16 protein-coding genes are annotated in these 20,775 nt (G+C 72.2%); 7 read left to right on the top strand and 9 right to left on the bottom strand.

Annotated elements, in window-relative coordinates; translation table 11 throughout:
• Positions 1 to 7: 7 nt before the first annotated feature.
• Together OHA99_RS24655 and OHA99_RS24650 are read right to left on the bottom strand one after the other, a co-directional pair.
• A complete protein-coding gene (locus tag OHA99_RS24655) occupies positions 8 to 484 on the bottom strand; it encodes an HD domain-containing protein (RefSeq protein ID WP_405697859.1) in 477 nt (158 codons plus the stop codon).
• A gap of 25 nt (positions 485 to 509) precedes the next feature.
• A complete protein-coding gene (locus OHA99_RS24650; RefSeq protein WP_153179856.1) occupies positions 510 to 1,697 on the bottom strand; it encodes a PP2C family protein-serine/threonine phosphatase in 1,188 nt (395 codons plus the stop codon).
• A gap of 162 nt (positions 1,698 to 1,859) precedes the next feature.
• On the opposite strand from OHA99_RS24650, the gene OHA99_RS24645 reads away from it, so the two are divergent.
• Positions 1,860 to 3,155: a GNAT family N-acetyltransferase gene (locus OHA99_RS24645; RefSeq protein WP_405697857.1), complete on the top strand. Its 1,296-nt coding sequence runs from the start codon at positions 1,860 to 1,862 to the stop codon at positions 3,153 to 3,155.
• 10 nt (positions 3,156 to 3,165) lie between these two features.
• On the opposite strand, the gene OHA99_RS24640 is transcribed toward OHA99_RS24645, so the two are convergent.
• Complete coding sequence (locus OHA99_RS24640; RefSeq protein WP_366471873.1) at positions 3,166 to 3,975, bottom strand: DNA-formamidopyrimidine glycosylase family protein; 810 nt, start codon at positions 3,973 to 3,975, stop codon at positions 3,166 to 3,168.
• 138 nt (positions 3,976 to 4,113) lie between these two features.
• Entirely contained in the window at positions 4,114 to 4,599 is a 486-nt protein-coding gene (locus tag OHA99_RS24635) for a ribose-5-phosphate isomerase (protein ID WP_366471872.1), read from the bottom strand.
• Positions 4,600 to 4,806: 207 nt separating this feature from the next.
• On the opposite strand from OHA99_RS24635, the gene OHA99_RS24630 reads away from it, so the two are divergent.
• A complete protein-coding gene (locus tag OHA99_RS24630) occupies positions 4,807 to 6,249 on the top strand; it encodes an amino acid permease (RefSeq protein ID WP_405697854.1) in 1,443 nt (480 codons plus the stop codon).
• An 84-nt stretch (positions 6,250 to 6,333) separates the two neighbouring features.
• Here OHA99_RS24630 and OHA99_RS24625 read toward each other — a convergent pair whose 3' ends face one another.
• A complete protein-coding gene (locus OHA99_RS24625) occupies positions 6,334 to 6,918 on the bottom strand; it encodes a biotin transporter BioY (RefSeq protein ID WP_164384737.1) in 585 nt (194 codons plus the stop codon).
• Positions 6,919 to 7,308: 390 nt separating this feature from the next.
• Here OHA99_RS24625 and OHA99_RS24620 point away from each other — a divergent pair, with 390 nt between their 5' ends.
• Positions 7,309 to 8,697 (top strand): amino acid permease, encoded by a 1,389-nt coding sequence (locus OHA99_RS24620; protein WP_153179850.1) that lies wholly within the window; start codon positions 7,309 to 7,311, stop codon positions 8,695 to 8,697.
• 153 nt (positions 8,698 to 8,850) lie between these two features.
• On the top strand, positions 8,851 to 9,492 hold the full coding sequence (locus OHA99_RS24615) for a superoxide dismutase (protein WP_108986752.1): 642 nt from the start codon (positions 8,851 to 8,853) through the stop codon (positions 9,490 to 9,492).
• Between the two features lie 115 nt (positions 9,493 to 9,607).
• Here the strand turns inward: OHA99_RS24615 and OHA99_RS24610 are convergent, their stop codons facing one another.
• Complete coding sequence (locus OHA99_RS24610; protein WP_194280090.1) at positions 9,608 to 10,246, bottom strand: DsbA family protein; 639 nt, start codon at positions 10,244 to 10,246, stop codon at positions 9,608 to 9,610.
• A gap of 175 nt (positions 10,247 to 10,421) precedes the next feature.
• On the opposite strand from OHA99_RS24610, the gene pepN reads away from it, so the two are divergent.
• Both pepN and OHA99_RS24600 read left to right on the top strand, forming a co-directional pair.
• Positions 10,422 to 13,025, top strand: a complete 2,604-nt coding sequence (pepN, locus tag OHA99_RS24605) for an aminopeptidase N (RefSeq protein WP_381502727.1) — start codon at positions 10,422 to 10,424, stop codon at positions 13,023 to 13,025.
• 323 nt (positions 13,026 to 13,348) lie between these two features.
• Positions 13,349 to 14,431: a hypothetical protein gene (locus OHA99_RS24600; protein WP_164384733.1), complete on the top strand. Its 1,083-nt coding sequence runs from the start codon at positions 13,349 to 13,351 to the stop codon at positions 14,429 to 14,431.
• Between the two features lie 66 nt (positions 14,432 to 14,497).
• Here OHA99_RS24600 and OHA99_RS24595 read toward each other — a convergent pair whose 3' ends face one another.
• Positions 14,498 to 15,664, bottom strand: a complete 1,167-nt coding sequence (locus tag OHA99_RS24595; RefSeq protein ID WP_153179847.1) for a serine hydrolase — start codon at positions 15,662 to 15,664, stop codon at positions 14,498 to 14,500.
• 348 nt (positions 15,665 to 16,012) lie between these two features.
• Between OHA99_RS24595 and OHA99_RS24590 the strand changes: the two genes are divergently transcribed.
• Positions 16,013 to 19,315, top strand: coding sequence for a S8 family serine peptidase (locus tag OHA99_RS24590; protein ID WP_405697850.1), 3,303 nt, complete (start codon positions 16,013 to 16,015; stop codon positions 19,313 to 19,315).
• A 73-nt stretch (positions 19,316 to 19,388) separates the two neighbouring features.
• Here OHA99_RS24590 and OHA99_RS24585 read toward each other — a convergent pair whose 3' ends face one another.
• Together OHA99_RS24585 and OHA99_RS24580 are read right to left on the bottom strand one after the other, a co-directional pair.
• Entirely contained in the window at positions 19,389 to 20,141 is a 753-nt protein-coding gene (locus OHA99_RS24585; protein ID WP_405697848.1) for a hypothetical protein, read from the bottom strand.
• Position 20,142: 1 nt separating this feature from the next.
• Complete coding sequence (locus OHA99_RS24580; protein ID WP_405697846.1) at positions 20,143 to 20,679, bottom strand: sigma-70 family RNA polymerase sigma factor; 537 nt, start codon at positions 20,677 to 20,679, stop codon at positions 20,143 to 20,145.
• Between the last annotated feature and the right edge of the window lie 96 nt (positions 20,680 to 20,775).

Below are 20,775 nucleotides of genomic sequence, written 5' to 3'. Positions count from 1 at the left end.
CCGCCCTTCATTCCCGGCCGACCCGACCGAGAAGTGCGCGCATCCGCGTGTACTTCTCGGTCAGTCGTGTGCGGGTGGCCTCGTCGAGGACGGCGAGCCGCGCGGGGTTGGCGTTGTGCGCCAGGTCCGCCTCCTTGACCAGGAGGGCGCCGGGGGTGGCGAGGATCCGCGCGGCGTACGCCTCGGGCGGCTCCCCCGCCCGCTTGGTGAGGGCCAGGACGATGTCCTTGGTGCGGCGGCTCAGCCGCGCCTCCTCCAGCCACCGCTCGGTCAGCGCCTCGTCCTCGACGGCGTCGTGCAGCCAGGCGGCCGCGATCTGCTCGTCGTCGCCGCCGCGGCGCCGTACGCCCTCGGCGACGGCCCTCAGGTGTCCGGCGTACGGCCGGCCCGCCTTGTCGGTCTGTCCGGCGTGGGCGGCACGTGCGGTGGCCTCGATCTCGGCCAGGGTGAGCGGCGGGGCGGGCGGTCCGGAGTCGTGGGACATGGCCCCAGTATGTCGGCGGGGGCGCTCAGTCCGTCGCCGTCGCGGACTGGGCCGTCGGCCCCTCCCGGGAGATCAGCAGCAGCGCCCGGTCGTCGTTGACGTCCTTGGCCACCGCCTCGATCAGGTGCCAGGCGGCGCCGTGGAAGCCGCCGGCGACATAGCGGTCGGCCTCGCCGGTGAGGCGGTCGATGCCCTCGGCGATGTCCCGGTCGGAGGTCTCCACCAGGCCGTCGGTGAACAGCATCAGCACGTCTCCGGGCCGCAGGGTGCCCTTCACCTGGTCGAACTGCGCCCCGTCGTACACGCCGAGCAGCGGTCCCTCCGCGGACTTCTCCTCCCAGCGGCCGGTGCCCGCGCTGAGCTGGAGGCCCGGGGGATGTCCGGCGGAGTACAGCTCGTAGTCGCCGGAGTCGAGGTCCAGGACGAGGTGGATGGAGGTGGCGAACCCCTCGTCCCAGTCCTGGCGCAGCAGATAGCCGTTGGCGGCCGGCAGGAAGGCGTGCGGGGGGAGGCTGCCAAGGAGTCCGCCGAAGGCCCCCGACAGCAGCAGGGCGCGCGAGGCGGCGTCCATGCCCTTGCCGGAGACGTCGGTGAGCACGACCTCCAGGGTCCGGCCGCCGTTGGTGCGGGCCGCGACGACGAAGTCGCCGGAGAAGGACTGGCCGCCGGCCGGGCGCAGCGCCATCTCGCGGTGCCAGCCCTTGGGCAGCTGGGGCAGCTTGCTCTGGACGCGGATGCGTTCGCGCAGGTCGAAGAGCATGGTGCCGCCGCGCCGCCAGGGCACGCCGACCCGGCTGCGGAACTGGGCGACGAGCAGCCCGAAGAAGCCGCAGGCCGCCACCACCAGGACCACGCCGGGGGTGACCCGGGAGGGCCCCTCGGTGTAGGGGCCGAGCTGCACCGATTCGACGATCAGCGCGGTGGCCGCCGCCGCGTACAGGCCGAGCAGGCTCGCCGGGCGCAGCAGCAGGCCGCCCGCGACGATCGGGATGACCAGCGCGGAGGGCGAGCACCACACGGAGTTGGCCATCGTGGTGGCCGCGATGGCGGGGATCGTGAGCAGCAGTCCGGCGAGCGCGATCCAGTCGGAGCCGTCGCCGCGGAAGTAGTCGACGGCGGCCCGGCGCACGCCGACGCGGGCCCGGTGCCACTGCTTCTTCCACCGGGCCGTGAAGGTCTCGGCCTCCGCGCGCCGCTGTCGTCCTGCTGCCATTAGTTCGGGACCCTATCCATCGGACCGGCCGCTTGGCACGGGAGGTCCCACTTGTCCCCCGTCCGGGGCCGGACTTCACAGTGAACTTCACGAACGGCCGCCGCGCCGCAACCCCGTGGAAATTGACTCGCCCGTCTCGTGCGGCCCTGGTACGCATGCTGCATGGGACGGTTCACGGGTGATGAAGGCGGCGAGGGTGCGACCTGTGCGGCGACCGCGGCGGCGGAGCCGCGGGTGCTGCGGCGCGAGGAGTGGGATCGGTGGTACGGGACGCTGATCCGTGCCTTCGGCGGGATTCCGGGGCCGGACGAGGAGTTGGCGCTGTTCCGGGAACTGACGCAGGTCGACCGGTCGATCGGCGTGTGGGAGGGCGACGGGCCGAGCGAGGAGTGCGTCGGGACTGCGGGGGCGTTCGCCTTCCGGATGACCGTGCCGGGCGGCGCGCAGGTGCCCGCCGCGGGCGTGACGATGGTGAGCGTCGCCGCCACGCACCGGCGCCGGGGTGTGCTGACGTCGATGATGCGGCGGCAGCTGGACGACGTACGGTCCTGGGGCGAGCCGCTGGCGGTCCTGACGGCCTCCGAGCCGGCGATCTACGGCCGGTTCGGCTACGGCGCCGCGACCTTCGAGCTCGGCGCGGAGATCGACACGAGCCGGGTCCGGCTGTCGGTGCCGCCGGGCACGGACGACGTACGGCTGCGGTACGCGGCGCCCGCCGACGTGGTCGACGCGTGCGAGGCGGTCTACGCGCGGCTGGTGCCGGCGCGGCCCGGGATGCTGGCCCGGCGGCCCGGCTGGGAGCGGCTGGGACTGCTGGACCCGGAGAGCGGGCGGGACGGTGCCTCGCCCCTGCAGTGCGTGGTCGCCCGGCGGGACGGCGAGGTCACCGGGTTCGCGCGGTTCCGGGTGCGGCCGGCCTGGGGGCCGGAAGGACCCAAGGGCACGGTGGTCCTGGACACCCTGGCCGGCCTCGATCCGGCGACCGAGGCGGCGTTGTGGCGGTTCCTGTACGACGTCGACCTGACCTCCACGCTGGCGGTGCGCGGGCGGCCGGTCGACGAGGCGTGGCAGTACCAGGTGTCGGACGTACGGCGGTGCCGGCCGACGCTGCGGGACGCGTTGTACGTACGGCTGGTGGACGTCGGCGCGGCGCTGGCGGCGCGGACCTACCGGGCGCCGGTGGACGTGGTGTTCGAGGTCGAGGACGCCTTCTGCCCCTGGAACGAGGGGCGTTGGCGGCTGAGCGGTGACGTGAAGGGGGCGTCCTGCGAGCGTACGACGGATGTCGCCGATCTCGCCCTGTCCGTGCGGGAGTTGGGGGCGGCGTATCTCGGGGGCGTGAGTCTCGGGGCGCTCGGTGCGGCGGGGCGGGTGCGTGAGGTGCGGGCCGGGGCGCTGGCGGAGGCGTCGGCGGGGTTCGGGTCGGACGTGCCGCCGTGGCTGCCGCACGGGTTCTGAGCGCGGGCTCCTAGCGTTTCTGGCAGGCCGGGCACCAGAAGAGGTTGCGGGCGGCGAGGTCGGCGGTGCGGACCGGGCTGCCGCAGAGGTGGCAGGGCTGGTTCGCCCGGCGGTAGACGTAGACCTCGCCGCCGTGGTCGTCGACGCGGGGCGGGCGGCCCATGGCCTCGGGGGTGTGCTCGGGGCGGACGGTGTCGATGCGGTTGTTCCGTACGCCCTCGCGCATGAGGGCGGTGAGGTCCTGCCAGATCGCGTCCCACTCGGCGGGGGTGATGTCCTTGCCGGGGCGGTACGGGTCGATGCCGTGGCGGAAGAGGACCTCGGCGCGGTAGACGTTGCCGACGCCGGCGATGACCTTCTGGTCCATGAGCAGGGCGGCGATGGTGGTGCGGCTGCGGGAGATCCGGCGGTGGGCGGCCGCGGGGTCGGCGTCCGGGCGCAGGGGGTCGGGGCCGAGGCGGTCGTGTATCGCCTGCTTCTCCGGGTCCGTGATCAGGGCGCAGGTGGTGGGGCCGCGGAGGTCGACGTAGGTGGTGTCGTCGAGCAGGCGGAGGCGGACGGTGTCCGTGGGCGGGGGTGCGGGGGCGGGGCCGAAGGTGACCTTGCCGAAGAGTCCGAGGTGGATGTGGACCCAGTGGAGGTCCCCGAAGCCGAGGAAGAGGTGTTTGCCGTGGGCGTCGGCGGTGGTCAGGACGGTGCCGTCGAGGAGGGCGGCGGAGTCCGTGAACTTGCCCTGGGGGCTGGTGACGCGGACCGCCTTCCCGGCGAAGGCGGCGGTGTGGTCCTGCGCCAGCCGGTGGATCGTGTGCCCCTCTGGCACGTGCGGTGTCCTTTCTTGCCCTGCCTTCGCCCACCCGGCCACCCGCCCCGGTGGGTCAAGAGGCTCGACTCGTCCCGGGGCTCCGCCCCGGACGCCGCCGGCGTTCTCGCGTCGGCGGCGGCCGTGTGCCGGGGTCTTCTACTGCTGCGGGTGGTGGGCCGGGATCGGGGGGAGGTCGCCCGTGGTCTCGTAGGACGTGAGCATGTCGATGCGGCGGATGTGGCGTTCGTCGCCGGAGAACGGGGTGGCGAGGAAGGTCTCGACGAACTTCGTCGCCTCGTCCCGCGTGTGCATGCGGGCGCCGACCGCCACGACGTTGGCGTCGTTGTGCTGGCGGCCCAGCGCCGCCGTCTCCTCGCTCCAGGCCAGCGCCGCGCGCACGCCCTTCACCTTGTTGGCCGCGATCTGCTCGCCGTTGCCGGAGCCGCCGATCACGATGCCGAGGGCGCCCTGGTCCGCGGCCGTGCGCTCGGCGGCGCGCAGGCAGAAGGGCGGGTAGTCGTCCTGGGCGTCGAAGATGTGCGGGCCGCAGTCGACGGGCTCGTGGCCCGCTTCCCTGAGCCACTCGACGAGGTGGTTCTTGAGTTCGAAGCCCGCATGGTCCGAGCCGAGATACACGCGCATGCGTCGAGTGTGACACGCGGGCCGTAAGGCGGACTCCTCGGGTGGCAGCTGGGAAAAGAAGACGTAAAACTTTCGAACCTCAGGAAAAGCTCAAGTAACGATCCGGATTCAAAGGTTCCTGAATTCTTTTGCCTCCGTTTCACTGGTGCGGCTCGTACACCGCTCGTACGGGAAAGTGCTCGACCGGCGCAAAGGAAACCCTCCCCCATGACTTCGCAGCCGACCCTGACCAAGCCCGAGGACGGGCCCGAGGACCCGTCGCCCCCCGGGTCCGGGCTTCAGGCCGGGCTCAAGAACCGCCATCTCACGATGATCGCCATCGGCGGCGTCATCGGGGCCGGGCTGTTCGTCGGTTCCAGTTCCGGAATCGCCACCGCGGGACCCGGCATCCTCCTCTCGTACGCCCTCGTCGGCACGCTCGTGGTGCTGGTGATGCGGATGCTCGGGGAGATGTCGGCCGCCAACCCGACCTCGGGTTCCTTCTCCGCCCACGCCGACCGGGCGCTCGGCCCCTGGGCCGGGTTCTCCATCGGCTGGCTCTACTGGTTCTTCTGGGTCGTGGTGCTGGCCGTGGAGGCGACCGCCGGGGCCAAGATCCTGGAGGGCTGGATACCCGCCGTGCCGCAGTGGGGGTGGGCGCTGATCGTGATGTTCGTGCTGACCGCCACCAACCTCGCCTCCGTCGGCTCCTACGGCGAGTTCGAGTTCTGGTTCGCCGGGATCAAGGTCGTCGCCATCGCCGCGTTCATCGTCGTCGGCGGGCTGGCCGTGTTCGGCCTGCTGCCCGGCGTGGACAGCGGGCAGGCGGGGCTCGGGAACCTGACGGAACACGGCGGGTTCCTGCCGAACGGGCCCGGGGCCGTCCTCACCGGTGTGCTGCTCGTCGTGTTCTCGTTCATGGGCAGTGAGATCCCCACGCTCGCCGCCGGCGAGTCCGAGGACCCGCAGCGGGCCGTCACCAAGGCGACCAACAGCATCATCTGGCGCATCGCCGTCTTCTACCTCGGGTCCATCTTCGTCGTGGTCGCACTGCTGCCCTGGGACGCGCAGTCGATCGTCGACCAGGGCTCGTACGTCGCCGCCCTGGACTCGCTCGGGATCCCGAACGCCGGCCAGATCATGAACTTCATCGTGCTGACGTCCGTGCTGTCCTGCCTCAACTCCGGGCTCTACACCGCCTCCCGCATGGCGTTCTCGCTCGGCGAGCGTGGGGACGCGCCCAGGGCCTTCGCCCGGACCACCCGGCGCGGGGTGCCGCAGACGGCGATCCTGTCGTCCGTCGTCTTCGGCTTCGTCGCGGTCTTCTTCAACTACAAGTTCCCCGACACGGTCTTCCTCTTCCTGCTCAACTCCTCGGGTGCGGTGGCCCTCTTCGTCTGGCTGGCCATCTGCTTCTCGCAGCTGCGGCTGCGGAAGATCATCCAGGCGGAGACGCCGGAGAAGCTGGTCGTGCGGATGTGGCTGTACCCGTATCTGACCTGGGCGGCCGCCGCGGTCATCGTGTTCGTGCTCGGCTACATGCTGACCGACACCGAGCACGACGGGCGCAGCACCGTGCTGCTGTCGCTGCTCGTCGCCGCGCTCGTCCTCGTCGTCGCCTTCGTCAAGCAGCGGATCACCGCGCGGAAGGCCGCCGCCGGGGAAGGGTGACCCGGCCGTCGCGGACGTACGAAAGAGGCTCGCCGGGGCGCTGTCCGCGCTCCGGCGAGCCTCCTTCATGGGCCCGGTGGGCCCCTACCGCTTGTCGACCAGCTTCCAGGCGGTGGGCAGGACGCCCATCGCCAGCGCGGCCTTCAGCGCGTCGCCGATCAGGAACGGGGTGAGGCCGGCCGCGATCGCGGCGGTGAGGGACATGTCGGCGGCGAAGGCCAGGTACGGCACACCGACGGCGTAGATGATCGCCTCGCCGAGCAGCATCGTGCCGGCCGTGCGCAGCATCGAGCGGTCGGCGCCGCGGCGGGCCAGCGCGCCCACGACCGTGACGGCGAGCAGCATGCCGAAGACGTAGCCGAGGGAGGGAGCGGCGGTGCCGGAGCCGCCCTCCGCGAACCACGGCACGCCCGCCATGCCGACCAGGGCGTACAGCGCGAGCGAGAGGAGGCCGCGGCGGGCACCGAGCGAGGTGCCGACGAGCAGCGCGGCGAAGGTCTGGCCGGTCACCGGCACCGGGGAGCCGGGCACGGGTACGGCGATCTGGGCGGCGAGGCCGGTGAGCACGGCGCCGCCCGCGACGAGCGCGACGTCCCGGACTCGGGAGGAGGGGATGAGGTCGGCGAGGACCTGCCCGGAGCGTCGGGCGGGGACGGCAGCGGTGCTCATGGGGACTCCGCGGTGGTGTGGACATGTCGGGACACCGCGACGCTATCCCAGCCGCCTGGAGCCGATCACCAGCAGCGCTCGACAAAGGCCCGCTCGTCGTCTTGGTGGGCTCCCGACAAAGGGTGCGGGATACACCCGGCCGCGGGTGACACCGGTCACCGAGGGGGTGAGGCGGGCGTCACCCGGGCACACCCCAAACGGAATGGCGTATTCGGATGATCGCGTTCCGTGTCCGGTCCGTCCGCATCGTGGGCAGCCGCTGTCGCCGCGCGACACGAGACCGGAGACTGTGGGCGCTTTTGCCCTGCCCAGCCCCACCCCAGCCCCACCGAGCTCCAACCCACCCCCCACCACCGTCCCCGTCCCCCCACGCATTGGACGAGCCGCTCCATGTCCAACAGCACCACCACCAAGGCGCCCCAGCAGCCGGCGGACGCCTCCCTCTCCCACGGCCTCAAGCAGCGCCACCTGTCGATGATCGCCCTGGGCGGCGTGATCGGCGCCGGGCTGTTCGTCGGTTCCGGGGCCGGCATCGCCGCCGCCGGGCCCTCGATCGTCGTCGCCTACACCGCCTCCGGTCTCCTCGTGATGCTGGTGATGCGGATGCTGGGCGAGATGTCCGCCGCGTATCCGTCGTCCGGCTCCTTCTCCGCGCATGCCGAGCGGGCGATCGGCCCCTGGGCCGGTTTCACCGCGGGCTGGGCGTTCTGGGTGCTGCTGTGCACGGCGGTCGGCCTGGAGGGCATCGGCGCGGCGCAGATCGTGCACGGCTGGCTGCCCGGTACGCCCGAGTGGGCCTGGGTGGCGCTGTTCATGGTGGTGTTCTGCGGGACGAACCTGGCCGCCGTGAAGAACTTCGGCGAGTTCGAGTTCTGGTTCGCCGCGCTCAAGGTCGGCGCGATCTCGCTGTTCCTCGTGCTCGGCGTGCTGGCGATCTGCGGCGTCCTGCCGGGCACCGACTCGCCCGGCACCTCCCACCTGGGCGACTTCCTGCCCAACGGCGGCAACGGTCTGATCATCGGCCTGCTCGCCTCGGTGTTCGCCTACGGCGGCCTGGAGACCGTGACCATCGCGGCCGCCGAGTCGGAGAACCCGGTCAAGGGCGTGGCGAGCGCCGTACGGACGGCGATGTGGCGGATCGCGCTGTTCTACATCGGCTCGATGGCGGTCATCGTGACCCTGGTCCCGTGGGACTCCCCCGAGGTCGTCGAGAAGGGCCCGTACGTCGCCGCCCTGGACGAGCTGGGCATCCCGGGCGCGGGCCGGCTCATGAACGTCGTGGTCCTCGTGGCGCTGCTCAGCGCGATGAACGCCAACATCTACGGCGCCTCCCGCATCGGCTACTCGCTGGTCGAGCGGGGCCAGGGGCCGAAGGCGCTGGGCCGGGTGTCGGGCGGGGTGCCGCGGGTCGCGGTGCTGGTCTCCTCCCTGTTCGGCTTCGGCTGCGTGCTGCTCAGCTACTGGCGGCCGGACGACGTCTTCTCCTGGCTGCTGAACATGATCGGCGCGGTCATCCTGGTCGTCTGGATCTTCATCGCCGCCGCGCAGCTGCGGCTGCGCCGCCGCCTGGAGCGGGAGGCGCCCGAGAAGCTGGTCGTGCGCATGTGGCTCTTCCCGTGGCTGACCTGGGTGGCGCTGGCCGGCATGGCCGCGGTGTTCGTGCTGATGGCCCGCGAGCCGGACACGCGGGTGCAGTTGTACTCGACGGGCGGGATGACGCTGGCCCTGGCGGCCGCGGGTTACGTCCGGCAGCGGCGCCGGGCGGCCCGCCTCGGCTAGCCACAGAGCCCGGCGCTCCACCGAGGGCCTCCGCACGGTCGTGTGCGGGGGCCCTTTCGTGTGTCGCGGCACGCCCCTCCACCCCTCTCCGCCCTCTTGCTGTTAGCGTGCACTTGCAAGCCTTTTGCAATAAGAGGTCGGAGGGGATCCGCCATGTCCGTCTACACGCTTCCTGAACTGCCGTACGACTACTCCGCGCTGGCTCCCGTGATCAGTCCCGAGATCATCGAGCTGCACCACGACAAGCACCACGCCGCGTACGTCAAGGGCGCCAACGACACGCTGGAGCAGCTCGCCGAGGCGCGGGACAAGGAGACGTGGGGCTCGATCAACGGCCTGGAGAAGAACCTGGCCTTCCACCTCTCCGGCCACATCCTGCACTCGATCTACTGGCACAACATGACCGGTGACGGCGGCGGCGAGCCCCTCGACCAGGACGGCGTGGGCGAGCTGGCCGGCGCGATCGCCGAGTCCTTCGGCTCCTTCGCCGGTTTCAAGGCACAACTCACCAAGGCCGCCGCGACCACCCAGGGCTCGGGCTGGGGCGTCCTCGCCTACGAGCCGCTGAGCGGCCGGCTGATCGTCGAGCAGATCTACGACCACCAGGGCAACGTCGGCCAGGGCTCCACCCCGATCCTGGTCTTCGACGCCTGGGAGCACGCCTTCTACCTGCAGTACAAGAACCAGAAGGTCGACTTCATCGACGCCATGTGGGCCGTCGTCAACTGGCAGGACGTGGCCAGGCGCTACGAGGCCGCCAAGTCCCGCACCAACACGCTGCTGCTGGCGCCCTGAACTCCTTGAGTCGTCCTGCCTCGTGATCGTCTTCTCAACCTTCACCGGGCGGGCGGAATGAGGGAAGCCCCCGCGAGGACATGACTCGCGGGGGCTTCCTGTGCGCTGACGCCGCTTACAGGTTGCTGAAGTCCGGGCCCTTGGTGCGGGTCCGCTTGATCTCGTAGAAGCCCGGCACGGACGCCACGGCGAGGGTGCCGTCCCAGAGCTTGGCCGCGTCCTCGCCCTTGGGTGCGGGGGTGACGACCGGGCCGAAGAAGGCGAGCTGCCCGCCGTCGGCGCCGGGCACCGCGATGACCGGGGTACCGACCTCCTGGCCGACCTTGTCGATGCCCTCCTTGTGGGAGGCGCGCAGCTGGGGCTCGTAGGGGGTGTCGTCCCAGTGCTCCATCAGGGACTCGGGCAGACCGACGTCCTTCAGGGCGGCGGCGACCGTCTCCCGGCCCGGGCCCTCCTCCTGGTTGTGGATGCGGGTGCCGAGCGCCGTGTAGAGGTCGCCGAGGACCTCGGCACCGTGCTCCTCCTGGGCCGCGATGACGACGCGGACCGGGCCCCAGGCCTTGACCTCCAGCATCTCGCGGTACTCCGCGGGCAGCTCGTCGAGCTTGTCCTCGTTGAGGACGGCCAGGCTCATCAGGTGCCAGCGGACCTCGATGTCCCTGACCTTCTCCACCTCCAGGACCCAGCGGGAGGTCATCCAGGCCCAGGGGCACAGCGGGTCGAACCAGAAGTCGACAGGCGTCTTCTCGGACATGTCTCTCCTCATGAGGCGGCGCGAGTGAGCGTTTCTCCGGGCAACCGACCGGTCGGCCCGCTCATTCCCGGCTGCCGCGCGTCGGGGGCGCATGGCAGGATCGGGGCTGTCCGCATACTGAACATCACCCGCAACACCACTCACATACCGAACACCACCCGAGGGAGTGCCGCCCGTGCCCGGTGAGAATCTGTCCCGCGACGAGGCCCGGGAGCGGGCCGCCCTGCTGTCCGTCGACGGGTACGAGGTGTCCCTCGACGTGCGCTCGGCCATCGGTGACGCCCGGGACGAGGGCCCGCGCACGTTCCGGTCCGTCACCACGATCCGCTTCCGCTGCAACGAGCCCGGCGCGAGCAGCTTCGCCGACCTGATCGCCCCGAGCGTCACCGCCGTCTCGCTGAACGGCCGCGACCTCGACCCGAGCGAGGTCTTCGACGGCTCCCGGATCCTCCTGGAGGACCTGGCCGCCGACAACGAGCTGGTGGTCGACGCCCAGTGCGCCTACTCCCGCACCGGCGAGGGAATGCACCGCTTCGTCGACCCCGAGGACGGCGAGGTGTACCTGTACACCCAGTACGAGCCGGCCGACTCCCGCCGGGTGTTCGCGAACTTCGAGCAGCCGGACCTCAAGGCCCCCTTCCGCTTCGAGGTGCGCGCCCCCGAGGAGTGGACGGTGTGGTCCAACGGCGCGGGCGAACGCGCCGACGGAGTGTGGCGGTTCGCGGAGACCAAGCCGATCTCGACGTACATCACGTGCGTGGTCGCGGGGCCGTACCACTACGTCACGGACTCCTACGCGCGCGTGCTCGAGGACGGTACGCGGCTGGAGATCCCGCTCGGCGCCCTGTGCCGCAAGGGCCTGGCCCCGCACTTCGACGCCGACGACGTCTTCCTGATCACCAAGCAGGGACTGGACTTCTTCCACGACCACTTCGACTACCCGTACCCCTTCGGGAAGTACGACCAGGCGTTCGTGCCGGAGTACAACCTCGGCGCGATGGAGAACCCGGGGATGGTGACCTTCCGGGAGGAGTACATCTTCCGCGGGAAGGTGACGCGGGCGTCGTACGAGGGCCGCGCCAACACGATCCTGCACGAGATGGCGCACATGTGGTTCGGCGACCTCGTGACCATGGAGTGGTGGGACGACCTGTGGCTGAAGGAGTCCTTCGCCGACTTCATGGGCGCGTTCGCCAACGTCAACGCGACCCGCTTCGAGGACGCCTGGATCACCTTCGCCAACCGCCGCAAGGCCTGGGCGTACCGCGCCGACCAGCTTCCCTCCACGCACCCGATCACGGCCGACATCCGTGACCTGGAGGACGCCAAGCTCAACTTCGACGGCATCACCTACGCCAAGGGTGCCTCCGCGCTCAAGCAGCTGGTGGCGTACGTCGGGCAGGACGCGTTCCTGGAGGGCGCGCGGCGCTACTTCAAGCGGCACGCGTACGGCAACACGCGCCTGGGCGACCTGCTGTCGGTCCTGGAGGAGACCAGCGGCCGGGACATGGCGGCCTGGTCGCGCTCCTGGCTCCAGACGGCCGGCGTCAACTCGCTGACCCCGCAGGTGCTGCTGAGCGCGTCCGGCACGGTCGACGAGCTGGCCGTGGTCCAGGAGGCGGCCGCTGTGCTCAATCAGCCGACTCCGTCGGCGGGGCACCCCGAACTGCGCCCGCACCGCGTCGCGGTGGGCCTGTACCGGCGTACGGCCGAGGGCGCGCTGGAGCGGTACGCGCGTGCCGAGGTGGACGTCGAGGGACCGCGCACGGTGGTGGCGGAGCTGGCCGGTGCCGAGGCTCCGGAGCTGGTCCTGGTCAACGACGACGACCTCACGTACTGCAAGACGCGCTTCGACGACACCTCGCTGGCGACCCTGCGCGAGCACCTGGGCGCGCTGACCGACCCGCTGGCCCGCGCCCTGTGCTGGTCGGCGCTGTGGAACATGACGCGGGACGCGCTGCTGCCGGCCCGGGACTTCGCCGGGCTGGTGCTGCGGTTCGCGGGGCGCGAGTCCGACATCGGCGTCCTGCAGATGCTGCACGCCTGGACCGGCTCGGCGCTGGTGCACTACGCCGCCCCCGACTGGCGCGAGACGGGCGGCCGGCTGCTCGCCGAGGGCGCGCTGCGCGAGCTGCGGGACGCGGCGCCGGGCAGCGAGCAGCAGCTGGCGTGGGCGCGGTTCTTCGCGTCGGTGGCGTCCGAGGAGGCGGACCTGCTGGTGCTGCGCGGGCTGCTGGAGGGCACCGACAAGATCGACGGCCTTGACGTGGACCAGGAGCTGCGCTGGACCTTCCTCGCGCCGCTCGCCGCCCACGGCGGTGCCGACGAAAGCGTCCTGGCCGCCGAACTGGCCCGCGACGACACCGCCTCCGGCAAGCGGCACCAGGTCCGCTGCCTGGCCTCGCGGCCGTCCCAGGCGGTGAAGGCGCAGGCCTGGGCGCAGGTGGTGGAGTCCGACGCGCTGTCCAACGCCCTGGTGGAGGCGACCATCGCCGGCTTCGCGCAGCCCTCTCAGCGGGAGCTGCTCGCGCCGTACACCGAGAAGTACTTCGCGGCGATCGAGCGGGTGTGGGCCGAGCGGTCCATCCAGATCGGGATGGACGTGGTCCGGGGGCTGTTCCCGTCGCTGCGGGACTCTCAGGACACGCTGGACGCGACCGACGCGTGGCTGTCCGCGCACGAGGGGGCGGCGCCGGCGTTGCGGAGGCTGGTGCTGGAGGCCCGGGACGATCTGGCGCGGGCTCTGCGGGCGCAGGCTTGTGACGGGGGCGGTGCGTAGGGGGTTCTGTTGGTCGCCGGGTGCGGCAGCGTCGTGGCTTGTCGCGCCCACGCGGCGGAGCCGCACATCGATACAGCCCCGCGCCCCTATGGGGCGCTAGTTGTCCCGGCGTGACATGAGCACTGTTGCTTTGGCCAACGGTTGAGCGTTCCGTCGTCGTTACGGAATTCGGGCAATGGCAGCCGTAACCCCTGGGCCGCACGGTGGCGGACCAGGGGTTTTCGGCATCCGAACACCCGTCCTTTAGGACGGGCTTGTCCCGGTTCGGCGATGGGCTTGTAACAGCGGTTAAGGGGCGGATCGGGCGCGGGACATTGCTGGTCATGACGCACAACACCCCGCTCTCCCCCCGCCCCCGCCCGCTTCACTCGCTGGCCGACGGCCGGCGCCGGCCGATGACGGTCGCCCAGTTGCGGGCGCACGGCGTCTCCGCGGCGGAGACCAACGAGCAGTGCCGGCCGGGCGGTCCCTGGCAGCAGTTGCTGCCGAACGTCGTCCTGCTCCACCCGGGCCCGCCGACCAGCGAGGAGCGTCTGCACGCGGTGCTCCTCTACGCGGCACGGGACCGCGGCGCGGGCCCGGCCTCCGGTGCGGCGCCCGCGGTGTCCGTGTCGGTGCCGGTCCAGCCGGGCCCGGAGCACCCTCCCGTGCCCGCCTACGCGGAGGCGATGATCACGGGCCTGGCCGCGCTGACGCTGCACGGGTTCTCCGCCGCTCCCCCGCTGCCGTCCCTGGCCGTGGTCGACGTCCTGGTCCCGAGGATGCGCCGGCTGCGGACCACGGGCTGTGCGCGCATCGTCCGCACGACGGCACTGCCCACTCCGGTGGAGCTGACCGGGGTCCCGGTGGCTCCGGTGGCGCGGGCGCTGGCGGACGCGGTGGCGGAGCTGACCGATCCGGGCACCGTGCGCCGGCTGCTGACGGAGGCGGTGCGCGGCGGGCACTGCGAACCGGCCGCCGTGGTGCGGGAGCTGAACCGGGCCCGGCTGCTCAGCCGCCCGCACGTGGTGGACGCCGTGGACTCGCTGGTCGCCGAGGGGCGGGCGCTGGCGGAGCAGCGCCTGTACCGGATGGTGCGCGAGCACGCCCTGCCGGAGCCGGTCTGGAACGTCGACCTGCGCCTGCCCGGCGGCCCGCACCTGGGTGGTGTGGACGCGTTCTGGCCCGAGCAGGCGGTGGCGCTGGAGCTGGACACCCGGGCGCACCGCAAGCAGGAGGACGACGCCGCCTGGGCGGAGCACGCCCGCAAGCGCGAGCACCTGGAGCGGCTCGGCATCACGGTCGTGCACCTCACCCCGCGCAAGCTGCGGGACTGCCCGGAGCACCAGGCGGCCGTCGTGCGTACGGCGTTGATGGCGGCCGGGGACCGGGAGCCCGCCGCGTACGTCGTGGTGCTGCCCCGGTAGCTCCGATAGCCCCGGTGGTCCCGGGAGTCCCGCTGGTCCCGGGAGTCCCGTCGGGACGCCGCCGGATCAGTCGCCGCAGAACTCCGCGTCGATCACCGCGTCGCTGTCGCCCGACCAGTCGCCGTTGAAGTTGAAGGCGAGCCCGTGCCGGCCGTCCCGGGTCGTCACCGCCTCCGAGGAGGACCCGTGGATGCCGCCGGAGTGGCCCCAGACGGTCACTCCGCAGTCGAGTCGCCGCTTGATCAGTCCGAGGCCGTAGGAGGCGCCCGGCATCGCGGGGACCGTGGTGGTCATCTCGGCCAGCTGCTCGGCGGGCAGCAGCCGGCCGCGGAGCAGGGCGCTGTAGAAGCGGTTCAGGTCGGCCGAGCTGGAGATCATCTCCCCCGCCGAGCCGGCCAGGGACGGGTTGAGCCGCGTGACGTCGTAGGTCGGGTCCGTCACCGTCCCGTCCAGCTTCGAGTAGGCGCGGCTGCTGGGCCGGGGCAGGGTGGTCCGGGTGCCGGGGACCGACGTGGCGCGCAGCTTGAGCGGGGCGATGATCCGGCGGCGCACCTCGTCGCCGTACGGGCGGCCGGTGGCCTTCTCGATCACCATGCCGGCCAGGATGTAGTTGGTGTTGGAGTAACTCCAGTCGGTGCCGGGTGCGAAGTCCGGCTCGTGGGCCGTGGCGATCGCCACCAGCTGCCGCGGCGACACCGTGTCGTAGCGGTGCTGGAAGAAGCCGTCCCGGGTGAAGTAGGTGCGGGCGAACCCCTCGTCGGACGTGACGTTGTAGATCCCGCTGGTGTGGTTCAGGAGCCGGCGCAGGGTGATGCGCTTCCCGTCGTTGCCGTTGCCCTCGACCACGCCGGGCAGCCACTCGTCCACGGTGTCGTCCAGCGAGAGCCGCCCCTCGGCCTCCAACTGGAGCACGACGGTGGCGACGAACGTCTTGGTGATGCTCCCGACCCGGTAGCGGTCCCGCTCGGAACGCGGCCCGCCGGTCCTGAGGTCCCCCACACCGGCGGTCCCGGACCAGGTGCGGTGGCCGTCCCGGGCGGTGGCGGTGACGCCGGGTACGCCGTCCGCGACCGCCGCCTCCAGGGCGCGGTGGGTCGCGTCGTGGCCGTCGGTGACCCGGGGCGCCACGGCCGGGGCGGCCGGCGCCGGGGCTGCCAGTGCCGGGGCGGTCAGTGCCGCCGACAGCGCCAGGGCGCAGGCCGCCACCAGGGTGGTTCGTACGCGTGCGGTCATGTCTTCCCCGTCCTCTGTGTCCTTCGTGTCCTGTGTCGCGTGCTGCTCGGTCCGGGGGGAGAGACCCGGCGGGCGGCGGGAAGGTTGCCGGGTCCGGGAGGGTTGAGCACCTTTCGGCCCTCCACCACGGTTGTCACGGGCCGCCCCCTTGTGTCCGTGGTGGCGTATGGCGGAAGTACGCCATGACTCCATCCCGTCCCGGACAACTCTCCCCAAACGGTGTCCCCTTGCGTCAGGCTGAGCGGTCGTCCGGGATCGGATTCCGGACCGTTTCGGCCGGGACCGATCGGTTCCGGTCGATCCGCATGTTCCTTCCTCCGCACGTTCCTTCCTCTACAAGGGATGCCGATGACCAACAGCCCCCAGCGGGAACCGATACCGGGCGCCAGACGCGCGGCGCGGATCGTCCTGGCCACAGGTCTCGTCGCCGCGCTCGCCGCGGTCGGGCCGGTGCCCGTGGCCCTCGCCGCCGACGGCCCGGCGGCGACCGCGCCGCCCGACGGCACCTCCGTCAAGTCCGCCCACGACAAGCTCGGTTCCGACGACGCGGACCTGCTCGCCGAGGCGAAGGCCGACGGCACGAAGAACGTCACGATGATGGTCGCCACGACGCCGGGCAGCACCGAGCAGGTGGTGAAGGAGCTGGACGCGGTCGCCGGCGGCACCGTCGGCCGGACCTACGACGAGCTGGGCTACGTCCGCGCCACCGTCCCGACCGCCAAGGCGGACTCGGCCATCGCCGCCGCCGCGAAGCTCTCCTCCGTGGACGGCATCGACCTGCGCGACGAGATCCCGCTCGACGACCCGACGCCGGGCGCGGACATGGCGAAGGGCGGCGCCTCGCACCAGGGCCGGAACCACTACCGCGGCCCGAACCGCTGGACCCCTGCGAAGAACCCGTACAACCCGTCCTTCGAGACGGGCGCCGTCGACTTCGTGAAGAAGCACCCGAAGTCGGACGGCCGCGGCGTCACCATCGGCATCCTCGACTCCGGCGTCGACCTCGGCCACCCGGCGCTCCAGAAGACCACCACCGGCGAGCGCAAGATCGTCGACTGGGTCACCGCCACCGACCCGGTCGTCGACGGCGACCGCACCTGGCGCCCGATGACCACTGCCGTCTCCGGCCCCACCTTCACCTACGGCGGCGAGACCTGGACGGCGCCCGCGGGCTCCTACCGGGTCAGCACCTTCCTGGAGTCGTACACCACCGGCGGTGACGCGGCGGGCGACGCCAACCGGGACGGCGACACCACCGACTCCTGGGGCGTCCTCTACGACGCCGAGGCCGGCACGGTCCGCGTCGACCTGAACGACAACCACGACTTCTCCGACGACACCCCGATGAAGCCGTACAAGGACGGTTTCCAGGTCGGGTACTTCGGCACCGACGACCCGAAGACGGACGTGGCCGAGCGCCAGCCCTTCGTCGTCGAGATCCGCAAGGACGTCGTCGTCAACTCCGCGGGCGCCAAGGCCGACTTCGTCAACATCGGCGTCATCGAGTCCGAGCACGGCACGCACGTCGCCGGACTCGCCGCCGCCAACGGGCTGTTCGGCGGCCGCATGGACGGTGCCGCGCCCGGCGCGAAGATCGTGTCGTCCCGCGCGTGCACCTGGAGCGGCGGCTGCACCAACGTCGCGCTCACCGAGGGCATGATCGACCTCGTGGTCAACCGCGGCGTCGACATCGTCAACATGTCGATCGGCGGCCTGCCCGCCCTCAACGACGGCAACAACGCCCGCGCCGAGCTGTACACGCGGCTCATCGACACCTACGGCGTGCAGCTGGTCATCTCGGCGGGCAACTCGGGCCCCGGCGCCAACACCATCGGCGACCCCGGTCTCGCCGACAAGGTGATCTCGGTCGGCGCGTCCATCTCCCGCGACACCTGGGCCGCCAACTACGGCTCCGAGGTGAAGACCAGGTACCAGATGATGCCGTTCTCCTCGCGCGGTCCGCGTGAGGACGGCGGCTTCACGCCGACGCTGACCGCGCCCGGCGCGGCGGTCAACTCCATCCAGACCTGGATGCCCGGCGCCCCGGTCCCCGAGGCGGGCTACGACCTGCCCGCCGGTTACGGCATGCTCCAGGGCACCTCGATGGCCTCCCCGCAGGCCGCGGGCGCCTCCGCGCTGCTCCTCTCGGCGGCGAAGCAGGCCCGCATCGACCTGACCCCGGCGAAGCTGCGCACGGCGCTGACCTCCACCGCCGACCACATCAAGGGCGTGCAGGCGTACGAGGAGGGCGCGGGGCTGATCGACATCCCCGGCGCCTGGAAGTCGATCCGGCGCGGCGCCACCGCCCACGAGTACACGGTCAAGGCACCGGTCGACACCGCGATCGACCAGTTCCTCGAGACCCCGGGCCACGGCACCGGCCTCTACGACCGCGAGGGCGGCCTGAAGGCCGGGCAGAAGAAGACCTACGAGATCACGCTCACCCGCACCACGGGACCGGACCGGGCGGTCCGGCACGAGCTGGACTTCGAGAACAACGCCGGTCACACCTTCCGCGTCGTCGGCCGGGACGAGGTGCGGCTGCCGCTGAACGAGCCCGTCACCGTCGAGGTCGAGGCGCGGCCCGGGTCGGCCGGACTCAAGAGCGCCGTCCTCGAGGTCGACGACCCTCGCACCGAGGGCGTCGACCAGCAGGTCCTGACCACGGTCGTGGTCTCCGCCCCGCTGAAGTACGACTTCTCCGCGAAGGGGTCGGTGCAGCGCAACAGCACCAAGTCGTACTTCGTCACCGTCCCCGAGGGCGCGAAGTCGCTGGAGGTGGCGATCGGCGGGCTCAAGGGCGAGAGCCAGACCCGGTTCATCTCCATCCACCCGTACGGCGTCCCGGTCGACAACACCTCCACGCCGTACTGCTACAACAACTACCTCGACGGCAACGGCTGCCGCCCCGACGTGCGCGCGTACGCCGACCCGCAGCCCGGCGTCTGGGAGGTCGAGGTCGAGGCCCGGCGCACCTCGCCGCTGCTCGACAACCCCTACAAGCTGGACGTCACCGTGCTCGGCGCGGCCTTCGACCCGGAGGTCGTCACCGTGCCCGAGGCCAAGGCCGGTACCCCGGCCGACGCCTCCTGGACGGTGACCAACGAGTACGCCGCCCTGGAGGGCAAGCTGGTCGGCGGCCCGCTCGGCTCGTCCGAGACGTCCCGCCCGACGATCAAGCAGGGTGAGACGGCCACCTCCACGGTCGAGGTGCCCGAGGGCGCCGAGTCGCTGGACGTCGCCATCGGGGGCGTCTCCGACGCGGCCTCCGACCTGGACCTGACGGTCTACGGCGAGGACGGCGCGGTCGTCGCGCAGTCCGCCGACGGCGACTCGGAGGAGTCGGTGTCCCTCGCGAAGCCGGCCGCCGGGACGTACACCGTCGAGGTCGCGGGCTACTCGGTGCCGTCGGGCAGCACGGAGTACGACTACCGGGACGTGTACTTCTCCGCCGGTCTCGGCTCGGTCACCGTGGACGACGCGGCGACGGTGCGGCTCGGCACGGGCGACTCGGCGACGGTGACGGGCAGCGTCACGGCCCTGGCCGCCGCCCCGGAGGGCCGTGAGTTCTTCGGCCGGGTCCAGCTGGTCAACGCCCACGGCACGGTCGCGGGCCTGGGCAGCGTGCGGATCGGGAAGGTCGTGCCGTAGTCCGGTGCGGTACGGGGTGGGGCGGGCGCGCCGGCTTGGGCGCCCGCCCCTTCCGCTTGCTCCCGGCGGCGGGTCAGTCGCAGGTGAGGGTGCGGGACTCGGGGAGGGAGGCGGTGATCCAGGTGCGGGCGGTGGCGATGTTCCGGTCGCCGGTGATCACCGTGTCGGCGGTGGACCGGTCCCTCAGGACGCCGACGAGGACCCGGTCGCCGGGGGCGAGGCGGGCCAGGCCGTCGTCCAGGACGAACGTCGCCGTCGGGCCGGTGCCGTCCCCGGGCGCGTGGGCGCGGGTCACCCGGAGCGTGATCCGGTGCCGTGCGGCGCCCGGCACGGGTTCGGCGGCGGTCACCGTGCCCTCGGCGACGAGACGGGCGCAGGCCAGGTAGCGGGGGGTGCCGAAGACGAGGGCCGCCTCCTGGCCCGCGCTCGGGCTCCCCGGCCGCACCGCGGACTTGTCGGCCGCGCTGCCTCCCGCCGTGTCGTCGGTGGCACCGCTGCCGCTCTGCACGACCAGCCAGCCCAGGCCCGTGACGACCACACCCGCGCAGGCCGCCGCGAGGACGCCCAGGGCGAGGCGCAAGGGGCGGCGGCGCGGCGCCGGGAACGGGGCCGGAGCGGGTGCGGGGCGGTCCTGCGGGACGGCGTCGCCCAGGGCGTCGCCGAGCAGGTTCAGCTGTTCCCGCAGCAGCGCGACGTCGGCCGTCGCCGACCGGTACTCGCCGTGGGCGTCCGGACCCGCGTCCGGCGGCAGCGGCTCGCCGGTGATCGCGGCCATCAGCGCGTCGTGCCCGTCGTCGTACCCACCGGGGTGCTGTTCGGCGGCCATCTCACACCACCTCGTCCTCGTGCAGGCGGGCGCGCAGGGCCCGTACCGCCGTGTGCAGCCTGCTCTTGACCGTGCCCTCGGGGATGCCCAGCTCCTCGGCGATGCCGCGTACCGGCAGGTCGGCGTAGAAGCGCAGGACGAGGACCTGGCGCTGGGCGTCCGGCAGCTCGTCCAGGCCCTGGGCGACGGCGAGGGACAGCACGCTGGTGTCCTCGTCGCGGGGGTGGTCCGTCTGGCGCAGCGCGGCCAGCCGTTCCCCGAGCCGGTCCTGGCGGCGTCTGGCCCGGTGCCAGTCCATGGCCAGGTTGGAGGCGACGACCGCCGCCCAGGCGGACACGTCGCGCGGCGCCTCGCGGCCACTGGCCGTCCGCTCCAGCAGCCGCAGGCGGACCTGCTGCACCCCGTCCGGCAGGTCCGCCTGCGGCACCCCGCCGAGCGCGAGCACCGCCCGCACCCGGCGTTCCTGTGCCGCGTCCAGGGGGTCGTCGCGTACGTCGTCCTCCTGGCCGCGGCGGGCCCTTCTGCGCAGCAAAGCCATTTCCTCCCCCGGCCACGTTTCCCCTACGACGCGTGCGAGGCCCGAAACGTTCGCCCGGGCGGCCGCCTTTCCGCGCGAGGCGTACGTCACATCGTC

The sequence above is a fragment of the Streptomyces coelicoflavus genome, from assembly GCF_045041415.1.
GTDB classification, from domain to species: domain Bacteria; phylum Actinomycetota; class Actinomycetes; order Streptomycetales; family Streptomycetaceae; genus Streptomyces; species Streptomyces coelicoflavus.
This window is presented reverse-complemented; position numbering and strand designations above follow the sequence as displayed.